The sequence below is a fragment of the Halioglobus sp. D3-4 genome, from assembly GCF_055809315.1.
Genome location: NZ_CM147907.1, coordinates 4077235 through 4097949 on the forward strand (window position 1 = coordinate 4077235; position 20715 = coordinate 4097949).

21 protein-coding genes are annotated in these 20715 nt (G+C 57.3%); 10 read left to right on the plus strand and 11 right to left on the minus strand.

All coding sequences use genetic code 11. From position 1 onward, the window contains the following. Nucleotides 1-51 precede the first annotated feature (51 nt). Complete coding sequence (locus AC0L6S_RS17965) at nt 52-864, plus strand: N-acyl homoserine lactonase family protein (RefSeq protein WP_473425487.1); 813 nt, start codon at nt 52-54, stop codon at nt 862-864. 34 nt (nt 865-898) lie between these two features. Continuing rightward, entirely contained in the window at nt 899-1636 is a 738-nt protein-coding gene (locus AC0L6S_RS17970; protein ID WP_473425488.1) for a pteridine reductase, read from the plus strand. A gap of 3 nt (nt 1637-1639) precedes the next feature. Here AC0L6S_RS17970 and AC0L6S_RS17975 read toward each other — a convergent pair whose 3' ends face one another. Together AC0L6S_RS17975 and AC0L6S_RS17980 are read right to left on the minus strand one after the other, a co-directional pair. Continuing rightward, nucleotides 1640-2065, minus strand: a complete 426-nt coding sequence (locus tag AC0L6S_RS17975; RefSeq protein ID WP_473425489.1) for an MAPEG family protein — start codon at nt 2063-2065, stop codon at nt 1640-1642. 110 nt (nt 2066-2175) lie between these two features. Next, entirely contained in the window at nt 2176-3903 is a 1728-nt protein-coding gene (locus AC0L6S_RS17980) for a GNAT family N-acetyltransferase (RefSeq protein ID WP_473425490.1), read from the minus strand. A 258-nt stretch (nt 3904-4161) separates the two neighbouring features. Here AC0L6S_RS17980 and AC0L6S_RS17985 point away from each other — a divergent pair, with 258 nt between their 5' ends. Together AC0L6S_RS17985 and AC0L6S_RS17990 are read left to right on the plus strand one after the other, a co-directional pair. Further along, the gene (locus tag AC0L6S_RS17985) at nt 4162-6099 is read left to right on the plus strand and encodes a methyltransferase domain-containing protein (protein ID WP_473425491.1); all 1938 of its coding nucleotides are present in this window, start codon (nt 4162-4164) and stop codon (nt 6097-6099) included. Beyond that, complete coding sequence (locus AC0L6S_RS17990) at nt 6092-7573, plus strand: hypothetical protein (RefSeq protein ID WP_473425492.1); 1482 nt, start codon at nt 6092-6094, stop codon at nt 7571-7573. The genes AC0L6S_RS17985 and AC0L6S_RS17990 overlap by 8 nt, the downstream gene beginning before the upstream one ends. Before the next feature lie 39 nt (nt 7574-7612). On the opposite strand, the gene AC0L6S_RS17995 is transcribed toward AC0L6S_RS17990, so the two are convergent. Further along, nucleotides 7613-9493 carry a hypothetical protein gene (locus tag AC0L6S_RS17995; protein WP_473425493.1) on the minus strand — a complete coding sequence of 627 codons (1881 nt, stop codon included), beginning with the start codon at nt 9491-9493 and terminating at the stop codon, nt 7613-7615. Between the two features lie 184 nt (nt 9494-9677). After that, nucleotides 9678-10280 carry a methyltransferase family protein gene (locus AC0L6S_RS18000; protein WP_473425494.1) on the minus strand — a complete coding sequence of 201 codons (603 nt, stop codon included), beginning with the start codon at nt 10278-10280 and terminating at the stop codon, nt 9678-9680. A 136-nt stretch (nt 10281-10416) separates the two neighbouring features. On the opposite strand from AC0L6S_RS18000, the gene AC0L6S_RS18005 reads away from it, so the two are divergent. Then, nucleotides 10417-11262: an SDR family NAD(P)-dependent oxidoreductase gene (locus tag AC0L6S_RS18005; protein WP_473425495.1), complete on the plus strand. Its 846-nt coding sequence runs from the start codon at nt 10417-10419 to the stop codon at nt 11260-11262. 24 nt (nt 11263-11286) lie between these two features. On the opposite strand, the gene AC0L6S_RS18010 is transcribed toward AC0L6S_RS18005, so the two are convergent. The 3 genes from AC0L6S_RS18010 to AC0L6S_RS18020 all read right to left on the minus strand — a co-directional run bounded on the left by AC0L6S_RS18010 (nt 11287) and on the right by AC0L6S_RS18020 (nt 13182). Beyond that, complete coding sequence (locus AC0L6S_RS18010; RefSeq protein WP_473425496.1) at nt 11287-11649, minus strand: hypothetical protein; 363 nt, start codon at nt 11647-11649, stop codon at nt 11287-11289. A 38-nt stretch (nt 11650-11687) separates the two neighbouring features. Further along, nucleotides 11688-12224, minus strand: a complete 537-nt coding sequence (locus AC0L6S_RS18015; RefSeq protein ID WP_473425497.1) for a DUF4124 domain-containing protein — start codon at nt 12222-12224, stop codon at nt 11688-11690. 100 nt (nt 12225-12324) lie between these two features. Next, nucleotides 12325-13182, minus strand: coding sequence for a PA4780 family RIO1-like protein kinase (locus tag AC0L6S_RS18020; RefSeq protein WP_473425498.1), 858 nt, complete (start codon nt 13180-13182; stop codon nt 12325-12327). Nucleotides 13183-13459: 277 nt separating this feature from the next. Here AC0L6S_RS18020 and AC0L6S_RS18025 point away from each other — a divergent pair, with 277 nt between their 5' ends. From AC0L6S_RS18025 to AC0L6S_RS18035, 3 genes are read left to right on the plus strand one after another with little or no spacing between them, the layout of a single operon-like run. Further along, a complete protein-coding gene (locus AC0L6S_RS18025; protein WP_473425499.1) occupies nt 13460-13846 on the plus strand; it encodes a DUF2237 family protein in 387 nt (128 codons plus the stop codon). Nucleotides 13847-13899: 53 nt separating this feature from the next. Next, the gene (locus AC0L6S_RS18030) at nt 13900-14574 is read left to right on the plus strand and encodes an alpha/beta hydrolase (RefSeq protein ID WP_473425500.1); all 675 of its coding nucleotides are present in this window, start codon (nt 13900-13902) and stop codon (nt 14572-14574) included. 55 nt (nt 14575-14629) lie between these two features. Beyond that, nucleotides 14630-15028, plus strand: a complete 399-nt coding sequence (locus AC0L6S_RS18035) for a DoxX family protein (protein ID WP_473425501.1) — start codon at nt 14630-14632, stop codon at nt 15026-15028. A gap of 23 nt (nt 15029-15051) precedes the next feature. On the opposite strand, the gene AC0L6S_RS18040 is transcribed toward AC0L6S_RS18035, so the two are convergent. Further along, entirely contained in the window at nt 15052-16113 is a 1062-nt protein-coding gene (locus AC0L6S_RS18040; protein WP_473425502.1) for an NAD(P)H-dependent flavin oxidoreductase, read from the minus strand. Nucleotides 16114-16162: 49 nt separating this feature from the next. Then, nucleotides 16163-17050, minus strand: coding sequence for an alpha/beta hydrolase (locus tag AC0L6S_RS18045; protein ID WP_473425503.1), 888 nt, complete (start codon nt 17048-17050; stop codon nt 16163-16165). A gap of 131 nt (nt 17051-17181) precedes the next feature. On the opposite strand from AC0L6S_RS18045, the gene AC0L6S_RS18050 reads away from it, so the two are divergent. Further along, on the plus strand, nt 17182-18405 hold the full coding sequence (locus tag AC0L6S_RS18050; protein ID WP_473425504.1) for an MFS transporter: 1224 nt from the start codon (nt 17182-17184) through the stop codon (nt 18403-18405). Nucleotides 18406-18563: 158 nt separating this feature from the next. After that, nucleotides 18564-19412, plus strand: coding sequence for a phosphorylase family protein (locus tag AC0L6S_RS18055; protein ID WP_473425505.1), 849 nt, complete (start codon nt 18564-18566; stop codon nt 19410-19412). A gap of 47 nt (nt 19413-19459) precedes the next feature. Here the strand turns inward: AC0L6S_RS18055 and AC0L6S_RS18060 are convergent, their stop codons facing one another. Both AC0L6S_RS18060 and AC0L6S_RS18065 read right to left on the minus strand, forming a co-directional pair. Next, a complete protein-coding gene (locus AC0L6S_RS18060) occupies nt 19460-19765 on the minus strand; it encodes a chaperone modulator CbpM (RefSeq protein WP_473425506.1) in 306 nt (101 codons plus the stop codon). Further along, entirely contained in the window at nt 19765-20712 is a 948-nt protein-coding gene (locus AC0L6S_RS18065; RefSeq protein ID WP_473425507.1) for a DnaJ C-terminal domain-containing protein, read from the minus strand. The genes AC0L6S_RS18060 and AC0L6S_RS18065 overlap by 1 nt, the downstream gene beginning before the upstream one ends. Between the last annotated feature and the right edge of the window lie 3 nt (nt 20713-20715).

Sequence of the window (20715 nt, forward strand, 5' to 3'; positions counted from 1 at the left end):
TGGTGGGTTAGACAGAGCCCCGTTCCCTGTAATCACTAAGGACGTAACAGTATGCGAACACGCCTGAAGTACCTCGCGCTAAGCTTGATAGGCATCTGCAATTACGCCAGCGCCGGCCCTGAACTCTATGTCTTCGACTGCGGCAGCGTGCAACTGGACAGCCTGGAAATGTTCAGTATCAAGCCGGAGGAATCGGATGTCCGGGAGCTTTTTGTGCCCTGCTATATGATCAGGCATGACCGCGGCATCCTCTTCTGGGATGGTGGTCTTCCGCGCTCAGTGGTGGGTAGTGAGCCTCCCGCAGAAGGGCCGGTCATGCAGTATGAACGCTGGATCATCGAGCAATTGGCCGATATGGATATAACGCCAGCGGACATTACCCATGCCGCCTATTCGCACCTGCACTTTGATCATTCGGGCGCAGCCAATGCATTGGTTGAAAACACCGTGCTGATGCAAACGGCCGAGTGGCAAAGTGCATTTGATGGTAATCAGGAGTTTGTCGACACTCGTTCGTATGAAGCGTTGAAGCAGGCCGAGGTAAAACTGATAGACGGCGACTACGATGTATTCGGTGACGGCAGTGTGCAGATTATCTCTACCCCCGGCCACACGCCCGGGCACCAGAGCCTGCTGGTGATGCTGGAAGAAACGGGGCCGATATTACTGTCAGGCGACTTGTACCACACGCGGGCCAACCGCACTTTACGTCGGGTGCCGACGTTCAATTACAACGCCGAACAGACACTGGAATCCATGGACAAAGTGGACCGTGTGCTGGCCGAAACCGGCGCGACACTTTGGATAGAACACGATAAGGCGCTGGCGGATACCCTGAAGAAGGCCCCCGCCTATTACGACTGATCACCGTCCGGGCCAGGCACAGGAGCAGGCAGCAGTGAACAAGGTAGCTTTAATCACCGGTGGCGCGAGGCGCATAGGGCGCGCGATCGCCTGCCACCTGCACGACATCGGGTATGACATTGCGCTGCACTATCGCAGCTCAGCAGATAGCGCTCAGGCGTTGGCGCGGGAGTTGTGTGATAAGCGGCCTGAATCCTGCCGCCTGTTTCAGGCCGATTTACAGGATGAGGTGCAGATCCGTGCACTGGCCCGTGAGGTGCTAGCCTGCTCACCCTCACTTGACCTACTGGTGAACAATGCCTCCAGTTACTTGCCAACGCCGGTGCAGACGTGCACGCCCGCGCAGTTTGACAGCCTGCTGGGCGCGAACCTGCGCGGTCCCTACTTCCTGATTCAGGGCCTGCTGCCGGGATTGCGTTCCGGTACCGCGAGCATCGTCAATATCCTCGATGTGCATATGGATCTTCCCCTGAAGGACTTCAACGTCTACGGCGCTAGCAAGGCTGGGCTGGCTTCACTGACACGCAGTCTCGCGGTAGATCTGGGGCCGGATATCCGCGTGAACGGGGTCGCGCCCGGCGCGATACTGTGGCCCGAAAGCGATGACAGTTACGGTGATGAAATGCGCGAGCGCACCCTGCAACAGACACCGTTGAAACGCCTGGGTGACCCGATGGATATCGCTCGGACAGTGGTGTTCCTGGGCTGTGATGCGCCGTTCATCACCGGCCAGGTGATCACCGTGGATGGCGGCAGGAGTCTGGTCAGCTAGCGCTTACCAGACCAACAGTGCGGCGCGCACAACCAGCGCGATCAGCACCAGTGAGGACAGGCTGAACAGCACAAAACGTATCTCGATCTTGTTCCACAGTGTCTGGTGCAGGGTGTGAGCGACACGCAGTCCCACGTACCACCAGGCCAGTGTCGCATTCAGGCCGTCGCCGGCACCCAGCAGCGCCAGTGTCAGCGCCACCGCGTAAAACATCACAGGTTGTTGCAGCAGGTGATTGTAGTTATCGGCCTTCCAGCGGACTCTCGGTGGAAGTTCCGCCATCTGTTGTCCATTCGGAAGGTTCTGGTCCAATTTCATGCCAGCATTGCTGATGGCTGGAATCCGGGTGATATACATCCATGCCCAGACGATGCAGGTCAATACCAGCAACGCGACAACCGGGGACAGGATTTCAGTAGAGGCGGGCATGGCGTTCTCCTTTGTTATTACTTGAGTAGTGCTTCGGGAGCTACGTGAAGCACTGGGCGCGTGTCGAAGTATTGGATACTTGCCGCATTATTGTCCAGTAAAGTCTGACGCTATGTTCCTGCCGGGCGCGTCAGCCCGCGGAAAAATTCCAGCGCACCCGAGCGCAGGTTGCGCAGGGAATAACCGCCTTCCTGTACCACCAGCGTGGGCAGGCCGGTTTCGCCGAGCATTCTGCCGATACGGTACATACCGCGCGGTGTTACATCAAAGGTGCCGGTAGGGTCGCCCTGCATAATGTCAAAACCCAGCGACAGCACCAGGTAATCTGGTCGGAACGCGCTGATCACACTGAGGGCTTTGCCGAGGGTGTCCGCATAGTTGTGATCATCAACGCCCGGATAGAGGGGGTAGTTCCGGTTGTAGCCCTTGCCCTCGCCCTCGCCGCGTTCCTCGGAATAGCCGGAGAAGTAGGGGTAGCACAACCGCGGGTGACCGTGAATGGAAATCACGTACACGTCGCTGCGCCGGTAGAAAATTTCCTGTGATCCATTGCCGTGGTGGTGGTCGATATCCAGCAGGGCTACCCGCCCGGATTGCGACAGGTAATGGGCCGCGATCGACGCATTGTTGAAATAGCAGAAACCGCCAAACACGCGCGATTCGGCGTGGTGACCCGGCGGCCTGCACAGGGCATAACACAGGCGGCTACCCTTGCTGAGTCGCTGTGCGGCGGTAAGTGCCACGTCTACCGCATTGCGCGCAGCGAGATAACAATTGCCGGTAACCGGCGTAAAATTGTCGATGCAGAAATAGCCGGCCTGGTTGTCCCAGGATTGCGGTATGCGGTCGGAGTGGCGCACGGGGAAGACATTCGGGTACAACAGTTGTCCCGGCCCCAGATTCTGTTCGCCCCGCTTGAGAAACTTGACCAGTTCGGGATGGTGCACAGCCTGAATATGCCGCTCGGCAAAATGGCGAGGCTTCAGCGATTTCATTGGAATACCGTCCAGCCCCTTGAGTATGGCATGAACCCGAGCGGGACGCTCCACGTAGCCTTTTTCCTTCAGGTGGTGGATCTGCTCCGCATCGCCGGTGGTGACAAACTCGAGCGGGGTCTGCGCGGCCTCTGCGGTATCGGAACGCTTTTTGAGATAGCGCGGCGCTCGCAACTGTACCGGGTCGTCCTTGACGGAATCCAGTACCAGCTTGAGCTTGGCGTCGTTCGCGTCCATATTGCCCTTGACCGCCAACATGCGTCGCAGGAAAGCACGCAACTGCTTTCTCGATAGCGGTGTGCCCGTTTCCAGATCGTCAAACACCAGATAAGTGAACGCACCGGCGTTCGCCTTGTGTGCGGTGCTTTCGTAGGCGGTGTTGGCGATAGGGCGGGCACCGAAGCGCTCATAGAATGCGAGGCGGCGGCGGTTGCCCGCCAGCTTGCCCTTGTCCTGTATCAGCGTCGGGTCGTCGGTGGGTACGTCCAGAAACAGGCCGTGGGCCTTGCGGTGCCAGAACCACTCACAGGTCGCCTCGTACAGTGCGCCGCCGTAGCCACGGGTATGCCGATTCGGGTGGCTGGCAATGTAGTCGAGGTAGCCGTAGCGCAGGCGTGGGAAGTAGAAACTGAGCGAAAAACCCAGAATACGTTCCTTGTGACCTTCAGCTACCAATAGCACCACTTCAAAATCTTTCTCTGGAGAAAACTTCATCAGCGCGGCTATTTTTGCTGCATACTCAGGGTAGTAGCTGAAAGCATCCTGATAGATTTTTAACACAGCGGAAACAGCCAGCCGATTCTGGTGGGTCGAGGCATCGTGGATCTGGCGAATTCGAAACATGATTGGGTGTCCGAAAAATATAGAGCCGATGGAAATCCAGTGCCGTGTTGGGCCCCGTGCCACAGGATTTGTCGCGGGAGTATAGTCCCGTAATGCCAAGGTCCAGCATGTAATTATTCCACAATTGATTTATTAACCGACTGCGAAAAGTAGTGGCAATATCGCGCGCCGAAAGGCGCAGAAAAATTGTCTGCCAGCAACGTGGTTTACCGCGCCCCAAAATCAAATTGTGTGGTATTTGCAGCAAGGAGTCATGCCATGACCAAACGCACCACTAAAGCAGCAAACGACAGCGCCAGACCCATTCGTACTCTGGGGCCAGTCTCCGATCTGGAACGCCATTTGCCTAGCGACTGGTGGAAAACACTGTTCAACTCCGTCTACCTGAAAACCGATGGTGACGTGGTGGAGAACAGTGAAAACACCCGCGCCGAGATTGATATGTTGATCGGTGCAGTGGATATCGACGAGAACAGCGAACTGCTGGACCTCTGCTGTGGCCAGGGCAGGCATGTTCTGGAACTGGCTCGCCGGGGTTTCAAGCATCTACACGGCTTTGACCGCTCACAGTATCTGGTGCGTCTGGCGCGCAAGCGCGCGCGCAACGAAGGCCTGCGCGTCAAATTTTCCGAGGGCGATGCGCGGCGTATCCACCTGCCCGAGAACAGCAAGGATTGCGTTATCGTGATGGGCAACTCCTTTGGGTATTTCGAGCGTGAAGAGGACGACCTGGAAGTGCTGCACAGCATCATGCGTGTGTTGCGTTCGCGCGGCAAACTGGTGCTGGACGTGGTGGATGCACACTGGATGGCGCAGAACTTCGAACCGCGCAGCTGGGAATGGATCGACCAGGAACACTTTGTAAACCGCGAGCGCACGCTGTCTGCCAATGGCAAGCGTATCGTGTCGCGCGAGGTGGTTAACCAGGCCAACGTGGGAGTCATCGCCGACCAGTTCTATGCTGAACGACTGTACAGTGAGCAGGAGTTGCGCACTATTCTGAGTGATCTTGGTTTCACCGATATTGTCTGCCACGGCTCCCTGCAGGCGGATTCCACGCGCGGGCACGATCTGGGCATGATGGCCAATCGCCTGTTTCTGAGCGCGACAGGGCCGGAAAAGAAAGTGCGTGCTGCAGTGCCTGTTCCGAAACGCACTGTCACGGTGGTGATGGGTGACCCGAGTCTTCCCGACACGGTCAAACTCAATGGCAAGTTCAATGAGGAAGACTTTCACACCATCAAGATGCTCAAGGAAGCACTGGCGAAGCTGGGCGATTTTGAGTTCAACTACATGGACAATCACAGCAAGCTGATACAGAAGCTGCTGGACAACCCGCCGGGGTTTGTTCTGAACCTGTGTGATGAGGGCTACAACAACGACGCCACACTGGAGCTTCACGTACCTGCTCTGCTGGAGATGCTGGGTGTGCCATATTCCGGTGCGGCGCCCGGCTGTCTTGCGCTGTGCTATGACAAAGCGAAGGTGCGCGCCATCTGCGCCGCTATGGATTTACCGGTGCCGCTGGAAACGTTCTACAACCCCAGTGATCAGGCGGCGACGCTGCCCTCGATCTTTCCCGCACTGCTCAAGCCCGCATGCGGTGACAGCTCGATCGGTATCACCAAGGATGCCGTGGTACATGATGCCGCCAAATTGCTGGACTATATGAGTTACCTGCGCGAAACGCTGCCCGGGGTACCCATTCTGATACAGGAATACCTCACAGGCGCGGAGTACAGTGTTGGCCTGGTCGGCAACCCCGGAAACCTGGAAGCGCTGCCGCTGCTGGAAGTGGACTACAGCGACCTGCCGGAAAATCTGCCCAAGATTCTGTCGTATGAATCGAAGTGGATGCCGGACTCGCCCTACTGGACAGAGATTCGCTATCGCGAAGCGCAGGTGGATGAAGAGACGCGGAACACGATGGTCAGCGCATCCCGGCAGTTATTCGAGCGACTGGAGTGCCGCGACTATGCGCGCTTCGATTTCCGCTGTGATGCTGAGGGCAGGCCAAAGCTGCTGGAGGTGAACCCGAATCCCGGTTGGTGCTGGGATGGCAAATTCAACCTGATGGCCGAGTACGCGAACATGGAGTACAGCCAGTTGATGCAGATGATCCTGAACGCCGCGCTGGAGCGCACCGGCCTGCAGGCCGTCGCGGGTGAAACGCTGATTCCGGCGCGGCATGCCTAGCAATGGAATGGCCGCCTACCGGGATCTGGAGGCGGTATTTGCGCAGTACTATCACCTGAAGCGGATTGATTCGGTGCTGCAATGGGATACGTCCGTTGTAATGCCGGTTGGGTCCACCGAGGCGAGAGCGCAGCAACTCGCGGCCTTGCAGCGCAGCATGCAGGCTGTGCTGGTGAATGACAAAGTGCCGCAGTTGCTGGAATCAGCGGCGGCAGCACAGGCGCAGTTATCACCCTGGCAGCAGGCCAACCTGCGCGAGATGCGTGCGCTGTACCAGCGATCGACGGCATTGCCGGATGATCTGCACGGTGCGCTCTCGCAAGCCTGCGTGCGCTGTGAGGCAGCCTGGCGCGAGGCGCGAGGGGGGCGGGACTTCAAGGCCTTCGCGCCGCATTTTTCCGAGGTACTGAAGCTGGTCCGCGAAAAGGCCATTTTTTTAGCCGATGCTATTGGTTGTGATCCGTATGAGGCGCTGATGCGCGAGTACGACAGCGAGCGCACGCTGGCGCAATGCCAGGCGCTGTTCGACACACTGCAGGTATCGCTGCCACCCTTATTGCAGCGTGCACAGCAGCGATGGGAACAGCAGCCGTCACCGGGAATCCCATCGCTGTCCTTAAGCCGGCAGAAAAAATTGTGCAGAATCGTGTTGTGCGATCTCGGTTTCGATTTTGACACCGGGCGGCTGGATCAAAGCCTGCACCCGTTCACCGAGGGTGGTTTCGACGATATCCGCATCACTACCGCCTACGACAGGCGCAATGTGTGCAAGGGCCTGTTGGGCGCCGTTCACGAGTACGGTCATGCGGCCTACGACGCCGGGCTGCCGGCGCAATGGCACAGCCAGCCGGTGGGCCGGGACAGAGGCATGAGTGTGCACGAGGGCATGGCCCTGTTTTACGAGATGGCACTGGCCCGCACCCCGGGCTTTATCAATTACCTTGAGCACACCTTCGCAAGCCAGGACTGGCCTTTCGACCGGATCGCATACAGACACTATTTGCTGCATGTGAAGCCGGGTTGCATCCGCATAGATGCCGATGAAGTGTCGTACCCGGCGCATATCCTGTTGCGTTACCGGATGGAGAGAGCGCTGCTGGACGGCACGCTGGCCGTTGCGGATATCCCCGAGTGCTGGAACCGGCACATGCAGGAATTGCTGGGGGTGCAACCGAAAACGCTGGCGCAGGGGTGCCTGCAGGATATTCACTGGTCGATGGGGTTTCTGGGGTATTTCCCTTCCTATGCCTTTGGTGCGGTATACGCGGCAAATCTGTATGTGAATTTGGCGGCAGAGAAAGTGGTTGTCTGTGCAAACCGGCCAGAGGCGTCAGAATTTGCCGAGCTCAGTGCATGGCTGCGCAGCAATATCGCGGGTCACGGTGCCTTCCATCGGGAAAAAACGCTGCAAGATAAGCTGGGACTGAACAATGTCCCACGCTATCTTGAGTATCTTGAAGCGCGCTACTGCTGAGTAGCGCGCATCGGCATGACAGGTAGGGTGTGAGTCTGCCTAGTTAAGATTGGCGTAGATGGTGAGCATCTCGCCATTGCGAGCTACCTCAACCACATCCAGGGTAAGCCCGAGGAAGGAGGGGAGCGGAAAGCCGCCCAGCCCGCCAGCCAGGGATGGAAGGAATGAGCCCACAACAAACGGCAGCAACGATTCAACACTGGTCAAGTCTGCGCCTATGGGGTTTTCCACTGACTTCACCGTGATATCGAAGGGGCTTGGCGTTGCGAGTTCGAAGACCAGCGAGCCTGCGCCTTCATCAACAGTGAGGTCGATCCCGACATCGGCGTCCATCATCATTTCGGCCGCCTCCAGTACGCCTGTTTGACCCTCGAAGGTGACATCAACCTCAACTGCCAGATGGAGTTGCGCAATTTTTAACAGCGCGAGTTCGCCAGCCGGACCGGGTGCACCGGTGATCAGGGGCGCCATGATAGGTTTGATTTTAATGCGTGCCGGGAAGCTTGGGTCAATATTGGCAAGCTCAGGTATGAAATTCGCCAAGAGACCAGCCGTCAGGGGTATCGGGACCCCGGTACCAAACAAATCCAGTTCGTTGATGGTTGCAATCAGCAGGCCGCACTCAACCATAGAGCGCAGCAGTTGGTTAAAGCCGGAACTGGAGATGCCGAGCCCGATTTCGTAGGACGAGCCACTGGGTGTAGTGCTGCCGAAGTTCGGGAACGGTTGGGAGACATGGTAGGAGGCTGTCAGGTCAGGCGCGCCAGCAGGCGGATTACATTCTCCGGGACCGGTGCCGTAGTTGGTAATAAAGCGCGCATTCGAGCCCATCGTAATGCCGCTGGTAGTTTCCTGTACCTTGAAGAACGGTGCGTCAAGCTGCGAGTTCAATGCCTGGCCAATGGAGCCGGAGACATCCACGCCGCCGAGCGCGCTTTCAACCGCAGCGGCAATCGGCGTGTTGTTGTTGCTATCGGTACTGTTGAGGAACCCTTCGAGGCCGTCTTCTACCATTGGTCGCACATTGCCAACGATAAGCGCAATGAGGTCACCGATAAGCGGTATATCGCAGATGCCGCTGGTAAATTCCTGGTTGAAGTTGGTAAATGAGGTAGACACCCCGCCGAGTTGGAACACGTCGACTCTGGTGGGCGTGGTGGCGTCTGGTTCCAGCGCATAGTTTCCTCCCAGATTGACAGTGCTGGCCCGCAGCCGCATGTCGCAGTTGGGCGCAATGCCCGACCCGTCAATGTGTACATTGAGTTCCAGGTTGTTCAAAAAGATATCGGAATGAACGCTGTTCTGCTGGGAGGTGAAATCCACCCCAAAGCTGGAAATACTGGGCGCCGGGTTGCTGATTTTTATTGTCGCTCGGCCCAGACAGCCCAGCCAACCGCCATCGATAACACAGGTATTGCTGACCACCGTGGTTCCGGTGGGCATCAGCGTCGCCGGATCGAGATCTACCAGGCTTGCGACCACAGGCGAAAGCGAATCGAGGCCAGAGGCGTTTATCTGTAGCGCGATGGCTTCGGGCGAGTATTCACCTTCAGGGATGGAGTCGCCGGCGATGACTACGGTGCGGAAACTGTCGACGAAGCCCGTTGAGGTTTCAACGATGTCTGCTTCAATCGCATTGAACACGCTCAGCGGGTCTAGCAGGATATTCGTGCTGTAGCTGCCGTCTGGCTGAATCGGTATCGGTGAGCCGTTTATCTCCAGTGTCATGTCTTCAACATTGAGTGGAAAATCATCGGGCGTGGTGCTGAAAACGTTCCCGCTGACCGTCACGGTGGGCGTTTCGATGAACTCTCCGTCGATCGGATCGTCAATTTCGACGCGCATACAACCGGTGATGAGTGCACTGGTGATAATTGCGGCGGATGTCAGAAATCTCGGTAACTTATTCTTTATATTCATTATTATGCTCCTGAGGCGGTGAAATACTAGTCAGAAATTTTGCTTATGATCGCACGATGCTGCAGTTTCCAAGAAATGTCAACTGTGAGTACATTGAACTGGGAGCGCGGTCGAAAAACACAAAATCAGTGAAAATTGCCCCGTATTTCATCGGCTGTAAGCCGGGATAGACTGCGTGCCGGGCCTATATCCAGCGCCGCACGACCCGACAATAGCGGGTATAGTCCTCCCCGTGTTGATTTGCCAGGTGCTGCTCTTCCACTCGAACCTGCACCTGCACTAACACCAGGTCAAGCATCAAAATAAGCAGTGTGATGGAGTTCGGCAGAAGCAGGAAATAGCCCATAACACTCAGTAAGATGCCCAGAAAAATTGGGTTCCGCGAATATTGGAACAAACCGCGTTGCACGAATGCGGTCGGGTTTTCGACATCGACCCCAATGCGCCAGGACTCCCCCATCTGCCCCTGTGCGACAAGCATAATCCCCAGAGCAACTGTCATCAGTGCCATACCCGCCATCTGCAGGCCGGCGAATTCAAGATAGTAGAACGGTGCGAGAAATTGGTAAGCGGAATCCCCTGACAGGTATAACGCCATCACCAGCAGACTCGCGACAGGCAGCAGGCGAAAATAGGTGTTGGTGACTTCTTCTACGCCGGAATTTTTCATCAGTGTGTAGGCGTTGAAACCTGTCTTTTTCCAGGTTCGCCAGGTGCGCCACAAAAATGCGACACCAAAAAACAACAGGAAGTAGACAGGTAAAAAGACTGTCAGTAGCGGCTCCATAATATTCTCCTCAGTAGGTTCTGGGGTGACTCTAGTCCTTCCCGTAAGTGGAAGGTCAATACCGCGGTTATTAATCCTGTGCGTTCAGGTTGTCTGTGCGAAAATACGGTATCGGGTAGATCGGAGAATTTTGGGGATGGGTAGATTAGACGGCAAACGTATGGTGATAACCGGCTCTTCGCGCAGTCTGGGTCGCGAGTTTGCGCTGGCTTGCGCGGCAGAGGGCGCCTCGCTGGTACTCAATGGTACGAATCAGGCTGCGCTGTCAGCCACTATTGCCGAAGTTGTTGCGCTGGGTGCACCGGTGCGCGCCGTGCTCGGTTCTGTTGCAGAGACTGAGGTATGCAATGAGCTTGTCGCCTGTTGCGTCGAGAATTTCGGCGGCATTGATGTGATGGTCAACAACGCGGGCATTGTCCGCGACCGGACATTGCTGAAAATGACCGATGAGGATTTTGACGAGGTTATTGCAGTGAATCTGCGCGGCCCCTTTCTCTGTACCCGCAGTGCGGCTGTGGCGATGAAGGAGCAGGGCGGCGGGCATATTATACAGATCACATCTGCGTCGGGGTTGGTCGGCAACTTTGGTCAGACGAATTACGCGGCGGCGAAGGCCGGGCTGATGGGCATGATGTACACCGTGTGCCAGGAACTGTCGCGCTACGGTATCCGCTGCAATGCAATGTGGCCGGTAGCCCGTACTGATATGACACAGCCGTTGATTGATCAATCGGGAAAGTCGGCACAGGAACTGGGCTTTGGAGAGCCGCATGATGTGGCGCGAGGGCTGGTGTGGTTAGCCAGTGACGCTGCCGTGCGCTTCAATGGGCAGTGCCTGACCTTTAACGGGCTGAAAACTGCGCTCTGGCATTCGCCCAGTGAGGACTATATCAAGCAGAAGGAACAGGCCTTTACCATCGAGGAGCTTGAGGAGTACTACGCTGAGCTGGCGCCTGTGCCTGTTTACAGCACGCGGGGGTGAGCCGAGTGGCGCGGAAGGTGCATGCTACCAGCCGGTAATTTCGTGGCCCGAGCGGCCAAGGCCGCAGTTACTTTCAGCGTCAGCATTTGCCACTATCTCGTTCGCAGCCGTTGAGTCCGCCACCGTCTCGAATTTATCCAGACCTTCCTTGAATTCAGGGATCGCGAGAGTAGTGCCGACAATGCCGGAGCGGGTGACATAGTTCCAAGCGAGCCACAGGTCTGTTCTGGACATGCCGCTCACCTGCTTCGAAGCAAGCCCACCGACTACAAAACCTTTACAGTACTCGGGAGGTTCTTCCTGTGCCGGGTCCTGCCAGGGCCAGTTCATCGCGCTGGCACTTACCGCAGTCATCATCAGTAGGAAAGTGAGAAAGATTCTGTTCATGCTTGGGCCTCGTGTCTGGGAATGTCTGGGGCAGCGACCTAGCGGTGCAGCAATTGTTTTTTAGCGCGCTGGATATGGGAGTCGTTGGCCTCACGAATGACCTGCGCATCGGTGTCAGTTACTACCTCACGCGCCGGGGTATCAAAGTCTCCGACTTCGTCCGGCATTTGCGAATCGGAATCCCCGACTTCGCGTGGCATCTGTGAGGCGGTGTCGCCGACTTCCCTGGGCGCGTTCGGGTCCATCCTGTCGAAAGCCTGCTCGCGGCGCAGGTACGCATCATAGACATCGTCTTCGTTGTTGTTGCTGTCGTTTACAATCACTGTTCGGTTTTCGGGGGCAGAAGGCTGCTCCTCGACAGCCGGTTGCGGTGCTGATACCTGCTGTGGCGCTGGAGATGGAGCATCGATGATATTGGTTTGCTGCAGGTCAACCGCTGCTGCATCCGGTCCGGGCGGCGAGTCGGTGAACTCCGGGTTGCCCTGTGCGTCCGTTGTTTCGTAGATCTCAGCCGATGTCGTACTGTGGAACGCCAGCGCTGAAAGGCATAAAGAGAGAGTCATCAGGTGTCGCATATTCATTTCCCAATGGGATTGATTAGAACAGATCATAGAGGATTTTACCGTTGCGCGACAGCGTGTGGCAGATGTTGGCCCAGCGGTGGCGCCCGTGGCGCTAATCCCCATCTTCTGCCTCCCGCAGTCGCGCCAGGCGACTTTCTTCCTCGGCCAGCGCGGCTTTAATTTCCAGCATGACACTATCGACGTCAGCTTCGTGTGTGTCCATCTCGAATTGTCCCGTTAGTTTGAGGTCCGGGTGCAGTGCGCCGTCCTCGTACAGTGCCCACATTTCCTCCGCGTAATGACTCTGTCGCAACTCGGGCGCAAACATGCCGTAATAATCCGACATGTTCTTGATATCCCGCTCCAGCATGCTGCGGGCATTATTGTTGGCGGCCGCATCGACCGCTTGTGGAAGGTCAATAATGACAGGCCCTTCTTCATCCACCAGCACATTGAACTCGGACAGGTCTCCGTGCACCAGGCCGGCACACAGCATGCACATCACGTAATGCATCATCAGCGCGTGGTCCTCGCGTGCCTGCTCGGCAGACATGGTGACTTCATTCAGCCGCGGGGCGACCTCGCCACTCTCGTCAGTAATCAGCTCCATCAGCAGGACACCGTCGAAGCACCCGTAGGGTTCGGGCACGCGCACCCCGGCTCTTGCCAGGCGATACAGCGCATCGACCTCGGCGTTTTGCCAGGTATCCTCCTGCTGTTTGCGGCCGAACTTGGAGCCTTTCTCTATGGCTCTCGCGCGCCGGCTGTTGCGTACTTTGCGGCCTTCTGTATACTGCGCGGCCTTCTTGAAGCTGCGCTTTAGGGCATCCTTGTAAATCTTGGCGCAGCGCACTTTGGAACCGCAGCGCACAATAAATACGTCGGCCTCCTTGCCGCTCATCAGCGGGCGGATAACCTCGTCCACCAGGCCATCGTCTACCAGGGGTTGTAGTCTTTTCGGAATTTTCACCGCGTGTTCATCTCAAAGTTAGTAGTAGCCTGGCTGATAGTTGTGTCCCTGAATGTAAGTTAAGCGGTAGTTGACCGGCTATTCTGACACGTCTGACCCCGTGGTTCAGCAATATTTATAGGCTGTTCGCCGCGCCCGGACTTGTGCGGTAAACCTCTATCGCTTACGGTTGTCGTTTTACAATCGATACCGCGCAAGTACGCCGCCCGGTGGAGTGAAGTGCCGCTGTTGGCAATGCTATGCTTGTGCTGCTGTTATTGAGGTCGGGAAGTAGTCTGTGCAAACAATAGAGATTGATGAGCCTTTGAATGTTTTTGGAGAAACCCTGTTGTCCTGCAGCGAGGACCCGCTCACCGGGTTTCTCCGAGATGGATGTTGCAATACCAACGACCAGGATGTCGGGTCGCACACGGTGTGCATCCAGGTGAGTGAGACGTTTCTTCAATACTCCCGTTTTGCCGGCAACGATCTGAGTACGCCGATGCCCGAATACGGGTTTCCGGGGTTGAAGCCCGGAGACCGCTGGTGTCTCTGCGCGTCGCGGTGGTTGCAGGCACATGAGCAGAACATGGCACCGAAGGTGTATCTTACACGCACGCACATTCGAGCACTTGAAACGGTACCTATCGAAATACTGCGTCAGTATGCGGCCGACCTGAACTAATGATTCACGCCCTCAGTCAGCATCCTGTGGCAGGCGTCGAATAGGAGATACTTATGCTGGCAGCTCCCCTTCCCACAGTGGAACTGAACCCCGGAGCAGCGCCTGTCGCGGTCGTGATCTGGTTGCACGGGCTGGGCGCCGACGGCCATGATTTCGAACCCATTGTTCCCGAACTTCGCCTGCCGGAGAGTCTGCCGGTACGCTTTGTGTTTCCGCATGCCCCCGAGATTGCTGTAACTGCCTTTGGTGGTCAGGTTGCGCGGGCGTGGTTTGATTTTAATCCCGCCGGGGGCGCCGATCTGCCGGGTATAAAAAAATCCGTATCCCGGATCCGCGATTTGATCCAGAACGAAATCGACAGCGGTATGCCCGCCCACCGCATCGTGTTGGCCGGTTTTTCCCAGGGTGGCGTTATGGCGCTGCAGACAGGGCTCTACTACCCAAAAAAACTGGCCGGGATTCTCGCGCTGTCGACCTTTCTGGCAGAGGGTGAAGAACTGGCTGCGCGCAAGTCTGCGGCCAATGAGGATATTCCGATCTTTATGTGCCATGGGCAGCAGGACGCGGTGTTGCCGATGTCGCTGGGTCAATCCTCGCTTCAGGTGCTTGAAGCGGCCGGGTACGCGGTAGAGTGGCACGATTATCCAATGGGCCATGAAGTGTGCCTGCAGGAAATACAGGACATCAGCAAGTGGTTGCAAGCGGTACTGCGCGCGCCGCAACCGTAGTTAATCCGGCACACTTTTCGCCCCCGATGCAGGGTGCGAACCACGAGGACTCGGCATGTTTACATTCAAAAATTTGGGGCTGGCAGTGGTGTTCCTGTGGTTCATGGGAGGTGGGATCGCCCATTTTACCCACACGGAATTCTTCGCCTCCATCATGCCGCCCTATATTGGATATCACACGGAAATTGTCTATATCAGCGGCGTGTTTGAGATACTCGGTGCCATCGGTATTCTCATTCCCTCACTGCGCCAATGGGCGGGCAACGGGCTGTTGTTGCTGGTGGTATGTGTGTCGCCGGCGAATCTTCACATGTGGTTGAACCCCGAGCTCTTCCCCGATGTATCCCCTGTGTTTCTCAGTGTTCGCCTGGTCGTTCAGGTGTTGCTGTTACTGTTGATCTGGTGGTGTACGCGCGCGCCCTCACGCAGCGCCCGTCTCAACGCCGCCCGGTAGAGCGCCGGGCCTGCGCTTTATTGCTACTGCGCATTAACCAGGCGCTGAAGTAACTCCGCAGCCGGTATCTCCCGGCACCCCGATGCATTCTGGCCGCTCCACAGCGGTGTGAAATCGTGGTTGTCTTGCGCTTCCGCTGCGGCGCGCAGCAGTGATACCGGGCCGGCGGCTGTTGGAAACGGGCTTGCAGTGTCTGCCATTGGGCCAACCTCCCGTATCAGGCGATTGACGATGCTGCGCGCAGGCCTGCCAGTGAAGACGTTGGTCAACGCGGTGTGCTGTGCCGCCTCGCTCTTGAGCGCGGCTCGATGCAGTGCGCTGGTTTTCGCCTCGGGGCACAGTAGAAAGGCAGTGCCAATCTGTACGCCGGCTGCTCCCAGCGTCATGGCGGCGGCGACGCCTTCGGCGCTGGCGATTCCCCCGGCGGCGATGACAGGTACCGACACGGCCGCACAGACGCGCGGTATGAACGCCATGGTGCCGGTTTGTGTGGTCATATCCAGCGTAAGAAACGAGCCGCGATGGCCGCCGGCCTCCAGCCCCTGTGCAATGATGATATCGGCGCCGCGATCGGCCAGCCAGCGGGCTTCCTCAACCGTTGTCGCAGAGGCCATGATGCGCGCGCCCCAGGATTTCAGGCGATCCAGCTGCGCTGGCTCCGGCAGTCCAAAGTGAAAACTCACCACGGCCGGTTTGAAACACTCCAGTACCGCTAGCGCCGCGTCTCCAAACGGCTCCCTCGATACGCCAGCGGCATCACCGGGCGGCTCGACATGCCACTCCTCAAAGTAGGGCGACAGGCGCTCGCACCAGCGGCGAGACTGCTGCGCAGTGACAGCCGGTACAGTGTGGCAGAAAAAATTCACATTGAACGGCTTGTCGGTCGCGGCGGTAAGGCGCGCTATCTCGGTCTCCAGTGCCTCGGTGCTCAGCATCGCACAGGGCAGTGAGCCAAGCCCGCCGGCATTAGATACGGCGGCGGCCAGTTCGGCACCCTGCACACCGGCCATCGGGGCCTGAATGATGGGCACATCGATATTCAGTAACTGCTGTATCGTCAGTCTGCGAGAATGTGCTGTTCCCATTAGTAATTCTCCATATTGATTTGTAGCAGCTGGCGGGGACGCCCGGACTCTATGCCGGACAAATAGTCGTTATATAGCGCCGTATGGCCGACCAGGCGCTGAAGGCTTCGGGGACATCGGCTGTGACCAGTCCGTGCCAGCCCTGCATCATTGCGGGCCAGCCTTCCATAGTCACTGCCACGCCGGCGCGCAGTGCATTGGTGGCGAGCGTGATGGCGCCTTCGCGCACGGTATCAAATTCGCCGATCTGTATATACATCGGGGGCAGGCCGTGCAGGTCTGCGTAGGCGCAGGAGACCCTTGGGTCATCCAGTGCCAATCTGCCGTTGAGGTAGTCGCGACCGCGGTTGCGCACCCATTCGGGTGTTAGAAACGGGTCTTTGCCGGGCGATACTGGGCCGGATACCGACAGGTCGAACCAGCCTGTCAGGGATACGAAACACGCGGGCAACGGCAGGCCTTCGTCGCGCAGCCGTAGCAGCAACCCCATGGCCAGGCTGCCGCCGCAGGATTCGCCCATTACAACGATTCTGGTGGGTTCAGTTCCAGTTTCCAGCAAGCCGCAGTAGGCGTGATAGCAGTCATCTGCGGCGGCCGGGTAGGGGTGCTCCGGGGCGAGGCGGTAGTCTGGCATCACGACACGGCAGCCAGTCTGGCGCGCGATAATTTCGGCGTAAAAATGGTACTGGTCGAGCCCGGTGGAAACGAAAGCTCCACCATGACAGTGAAAGGCTGTCACGATATTGGCCGGGTTATCCAGCGTGTAATCGCCACAGCGAACACCGCCGTAGTCGTTTATTATCACGGGAAAATCCCTGGAGACCGGGTGCCCGTGAAAGGGCGCAAACATCGCACGCACTGCGTTGAAATCAGCCCCGGGATCGGCAAAATCCTTCGGGATCAGCTCAACGATCGTCTGTAACTCCCTGCTCTGCACTTATCCACCCGCTGGTATTGTGTTGCGCCGCGGGGGATTTCGACCCACCCGGCTTCCGCAGTGCGGTAAGATTAGCGCACTCGACATGATCAAACTACTGGTTTACAGCATCTGCAGTCCGATGAGGGCATATGTTTCGACTCTTTTTCCCACCCGCTGGACTGTCGTCTGTTGATAGAAATCTGCTGCTGTTGCTCGGCGCCGCTTTTTTCGTGGGCAACTACGATATGTCCGTGTTCAGCCTTGCACTGCCCAATATTCAGGCCAGCTTTAACATAGCCGAGGCGGAACTGGGTGGTGTGATGGCTGCGGCCAGAATGGGTGCGTTGCCGGCGGTCGTGCTGGCATTGATGTCGGATCGCATTGGCCGCCGCCGATTGTTGATGGTGACGCTGTTGGGGCTGTCGATCACAACCGGCGCCACGGGATTTGCGCGCACAGCCGGGGAATTTGCCGCCATCCAGTTTTGTGCACGCGCTTTTGCGACGGCTGAAGAAATTATTGCAGTGATTTATGTGTTGGAGATGCTGCCGGCCCGACACCGTGGCTGGGGCGTCGGATTCCTGGCTGCAATGGGCGGACTCGGTTCAGGTTTCGCAGCCTTACTATACGCGATGGTAGATTATTTACCCGGCGGCTGGCGCGCACTTTACGTGGTTGCGGCGCTGCCCATACTGTATCTCGCCTGGTTGCGTCGAATGATCCCCGAATCCGGGATGTTCAATCGCCATGTCGCCAGTCACGACTCGTCGCCGATCTGGCAACCTTTCAGGGACATCTGGCAGCATCACAGGCGTGAGATGACGGCGGTCGCCCTGATCGCCTCAGCGTTCTGGTTTCAACTTGCGGCCACCCTCAATTTTATGTCCAAGTACCTGCAGGATGTCCGCCACTTCGAGCCGCAGGAGGTCAGCCTGATGTTTATCGTGGCGGGTTCGATCGCGATCCTTGGCAATACGGTGGCGGGGCGAATATCCGATTCCATTGGCCGCCGCCCCACATTGATCGCGATGTTGCTACTGCACTGTCTGGCAACAGTCATTTTTTACAATTCCGGGGGCGCGATACTCGCGCTCGCATGGATAGCTGCGCTGTTCGGCTATTTTGCTGTTGAGGTGATGGTCAATGCGATGAGCGGAGAGCTGTTCCCTACCGGCTGTCGCTCAACGGCTTCCACGCTGCGTTCGGTCTGCGCGATGTTTGCCGCTGTGGCGGGGTTGGCCGCAGAGGGGCTCTTGTATTCTGCATTGGGAAGTCACTCTGCAGCGATTTCCATCCTGTGCCTCAGCTCGTTGTGCGCGATTCCGGTCGTCGTGCTGCTGCTGCGGGAGACATCGGGCACAGAGCTCGGGTAGCGCGCTGCCTGCGGGCACACTGTGCAAAATCTCGACATTTTGGGAAAGAGATGTTCATTCGTCATCTCTAGCCGTTTACACTGATGCGTTCTCAGGGGCAACTAGGGTAGTTGTCAATTGACACCACCCATATCATAACGACTAATTGAAAGTGAATTATGAGAGCCGTCCATTCTGGCAAACCCGCTGGCAGTGAAGCTGTGTGTGACCCAATACGGCGCATCGCGATTTTCTCGGCGATGGCGTCAGAGGCAGAGCGCATGCAGCGAACGCTGGGTGTCGCCAATGGGCCCCGGACGGGCGAGGACTATTCTACGGGAACTTACCAGGGCGTAACCGTAATCAGCGCGGTGACTGAGGGCGGGCTTGCGGCGGCACAAAATGCGGCAGAGGCATTATTTTCCCGGTTCGGTGGCTCCATAGATCATGTTTTCGTTGTGGGGCGCGCCGCTGCCTATGATCTTCGCCACAAGGTCGGCGAGGTGATCATCCCCGAAGTAGTGGTGGACAGGCGCGATGGTATCGTGCGCTACCCGGTTAACCTGAGCGCCCGTTCGCCGCTGGGTGTGATTTACAGCTCGGAAAAACAGAGCTATAGCCACAAGTATATTGCCGAACTCAACAGCAGCAATGTGTCGGTGATTGACAGGCAATCCGGCGCTATCGCAGCGGTATGCCAGCGCTATGGCTGCCCGATCACCCTTGTTTGCGCCGTCAGTGATCATATAGACCTGCATACAGATCCCGACGATATCTTCCAGCCGGAGAAGGTGCAGGATTACCATGCCATGGTCCGTTTTGCCTGGCGGCGACCGCGCCGGGTCGCGCATCTGATCACCACAGTGCTGGGTGTCAGGAAGGCCGTCACAGCCGCCGCGCGAGAACTCAAAAAAAATATTGATAGCCTGATACAGCAAGGCAGCGCGTCGACCGAAAGCACAGCGGCCGGACCTATTGTGGACACGCAAGCCGAGCGACCGCTACTCGCCCGAGCCGCAGAGCGATAAACCCCGAACGTCCCGTTCAGAGCGCTAACGTATCGGCTGCATATCCATCAATACTCCAGAAAACGCTTGAGCTGCTGCTCGATGAGCTGATTCTGCCTCTCCAGCGCCTCGTTTTTCCGCAGCAAATCAATCACCATGGCAACGGCCACCCAGTCGATCTCGAGATCGGAATGCAGGCGTACCGCCTTTCGCAGCCAGTGTACGCTGGTGGTATCGAACACCCAGTCGACAATGTTCTGACCCGCCACGGGCTGTGCGATGCCATGCTCGACCACTTCCACAATCACTTGCTGTGTGAACTCTTCACACTGGCACAGTTCATGTACAGAAACGCTAAATACCAGTTCGGACATTATTCGTTCCCCCACTGAGCTCTCGGATCAAAATCGGCCTCTTCGGAAAGCGATTGCCACAATTCTCTCACCCTGCTGTTTGCTGAGGGTGGCATCACAACTTTCAGTAGAGCGAAAAGGTCGCCCCGCCCGGTTTTTGTGCTCAGGCCGTTGCCTTTGACTCGCAATCGTTGCCCAGCCTGGCTATTGGGTGCAATCGTGAGGTTAATTTTCCCCGTCAGCGTGGGCACGGTGACCTTGGTTCCCAGCGCGGCTTCCCATGGTGCCAGCGGCACGGTAACGACCAGATTGTGCCCCTCAACATCAAACAAGGGGTGTGGTACCAACCGTATATGAAGGTACAGGTCGCCATTGTCGGCATCGCCATGTCCCGCGCCGCCCTGACCTTTGAGGCGGATACGCTCTCCATCCTGCACACCAGGCGGGATCTTCACTTTGAGGCTCTTTTTCACCTCTTTCATCTGGCCGTTCTCAACCACAGGAATCAGGTATTCCACCAGTTTGGTTGTCTCCGCCACCGATTCTTCCAGAAAGATGGGCATTTCGATCTCTGCGTCCTGCCCTCTCAGGCCGGAACCGCCTGCGCGGAATCCATCGCCTCCGCCGTTGAACATCGAGTTGAAGAAATCGGAGAAATCACCCTCAAAATGCCGGCCGCCAGTACTGCGGAAACCGCTGCTGCCCTGCCAACCGGGTGGGGGCTCAAAACCACTCTCCGAGCGGGCCTTGCCGCCGTATTGGCGCAGTTCATCGTATTCGGCACGACGCTGCGTATCCTTCAGTACTTCGTAGGCCTCGGCGACCTCTTTGAACTTGTCTTCCGCGCCTTCGTCCGGGTTCATATCAGGGTGGTATTTCCGGGCGAGCTTGCGGTAAGCCGCTTTTATGGCTTTAGCTTCGGCATCCGGTGGTACACCGAGAATCTCGTAGTAGTCTTTAAATTCCATAGA

Coding starts and splice junctions, on each gene's coding strand:
- AC0L6S_RS18015 (WP_473425497.1), bottom strand. CDS start 12,224: ATGCGACACCTGATGACTCTCTCTTTATGCCTTTCAGCGCTGGCGTTC.
- AC0L6S_RS18055 (WP_473425505.1), top strand. CDS start 18,564: ATGAGAGCCGTCCATTCTGGCAAACCCGCTGGCAGTGAAGCTGTGTGT.
- AC0L6S_RS18030 (WP_473425500.1), top strand. CDS start 13,900: ATGCTGGCAGCTCCCCTTCCCACAGTGGAACTGAACCCCGGAGCAGCG.
- AC0L6S_RS18000 (WP_473425494.1), bottom strand. CDS start 10,280: ATGGAGCCGCTACTGACAGTCTTTTTACCTGTCTACTTCCTGTTGTTT.
- AC0L6S_RS18050 (WP_473425504.1), top strand. CDS start 17,182: ATGTTTCGACTCTTTTTCCCACCCGCTGGACTGTCGTCTGTTGATAGA.
- AC0L6S_RS18060 (WP_473425506.1), bottom strand. CDS start 19,765: ATGTCCGAACTGGTATTTAGCGTTTCTGTACATGAACTGTGCCAGTGT.
- AC0L6S_RS17980 (WP_473425490.1), bottom strand. CDS start 3,903: ATGTTTCGAATTCGCCAGATCCACGATGCCTCGACCCACCAGAATCGG.
- AC0L6S_RS17975 (WP_473425489.1), bottom strand. CDS start 2,065: ATGCCCGCCTCTACTGAAATCCTGTCCCCGGTTGTCGCGTTGCTGGTA.
- AC0L6S_RS18040 (WP_473425502.1), bottom strand. CDS start 16,113: ATGGGAACAGCACATTCTCGCAGACTGACGATACAGCAGTTACTGAAT.
- AC0L6S_RS17995 (WP_473425493.1), bottom strand. CDS start 9,493: ATGAATATAAAGAATAAGTTACCGAGATTTCTGACATCCGCCGCAATT.
- AC0L6S_RS17965 (WP_473425487.1), top strand. CDS start 52: ATGCGAACACGCCTGAAGTACCTCGCGCTAAGCTTGATAGGCATCTGC.
- AC0L6S_RS17990 (WP_473425492.1), top strand. CDS start 6,092: ATGCCTAGCAATGGAATGGCCGCCTACCGGGATCTGGAGGCGGTATTT.
- AC0L6S_RS18035 (WP_473425501.1), top strand. CDS start 14,630: ATGTTTACATTCAAAAATTTGGGGCTGGCAGTGGTGTTCCTGTGGTTC.
- AC0L6S_RS18005 (WP_473425495.1), top strand. CDS start 10,417: ATGGGTAGATTAGACGGCAAACGTATGGTGATAACCGGCTCTTCGCGC.
- AC0L6S_RS17985 (WP_473425491.1), top strand. CDS start 4,162: ATGACCAAACGCACCACTAAAGCAGCAAACGACAGCGCCAGACCCATT.
- AC0L6S_RS18010 (WP_473425496.1), bottom strand. CDS start 11,649: ATGAACAGAATCTTTCTCACTTTCCTACTGATGATGACTGCGGTAAGT.
- AC0L6S_RS18065 (WP_473425507.1), bottom strand. CDS start 20,712: ATGGAATTTAAAGACTACTACGAGATTCTCGGTGTACCACCGGATGCC.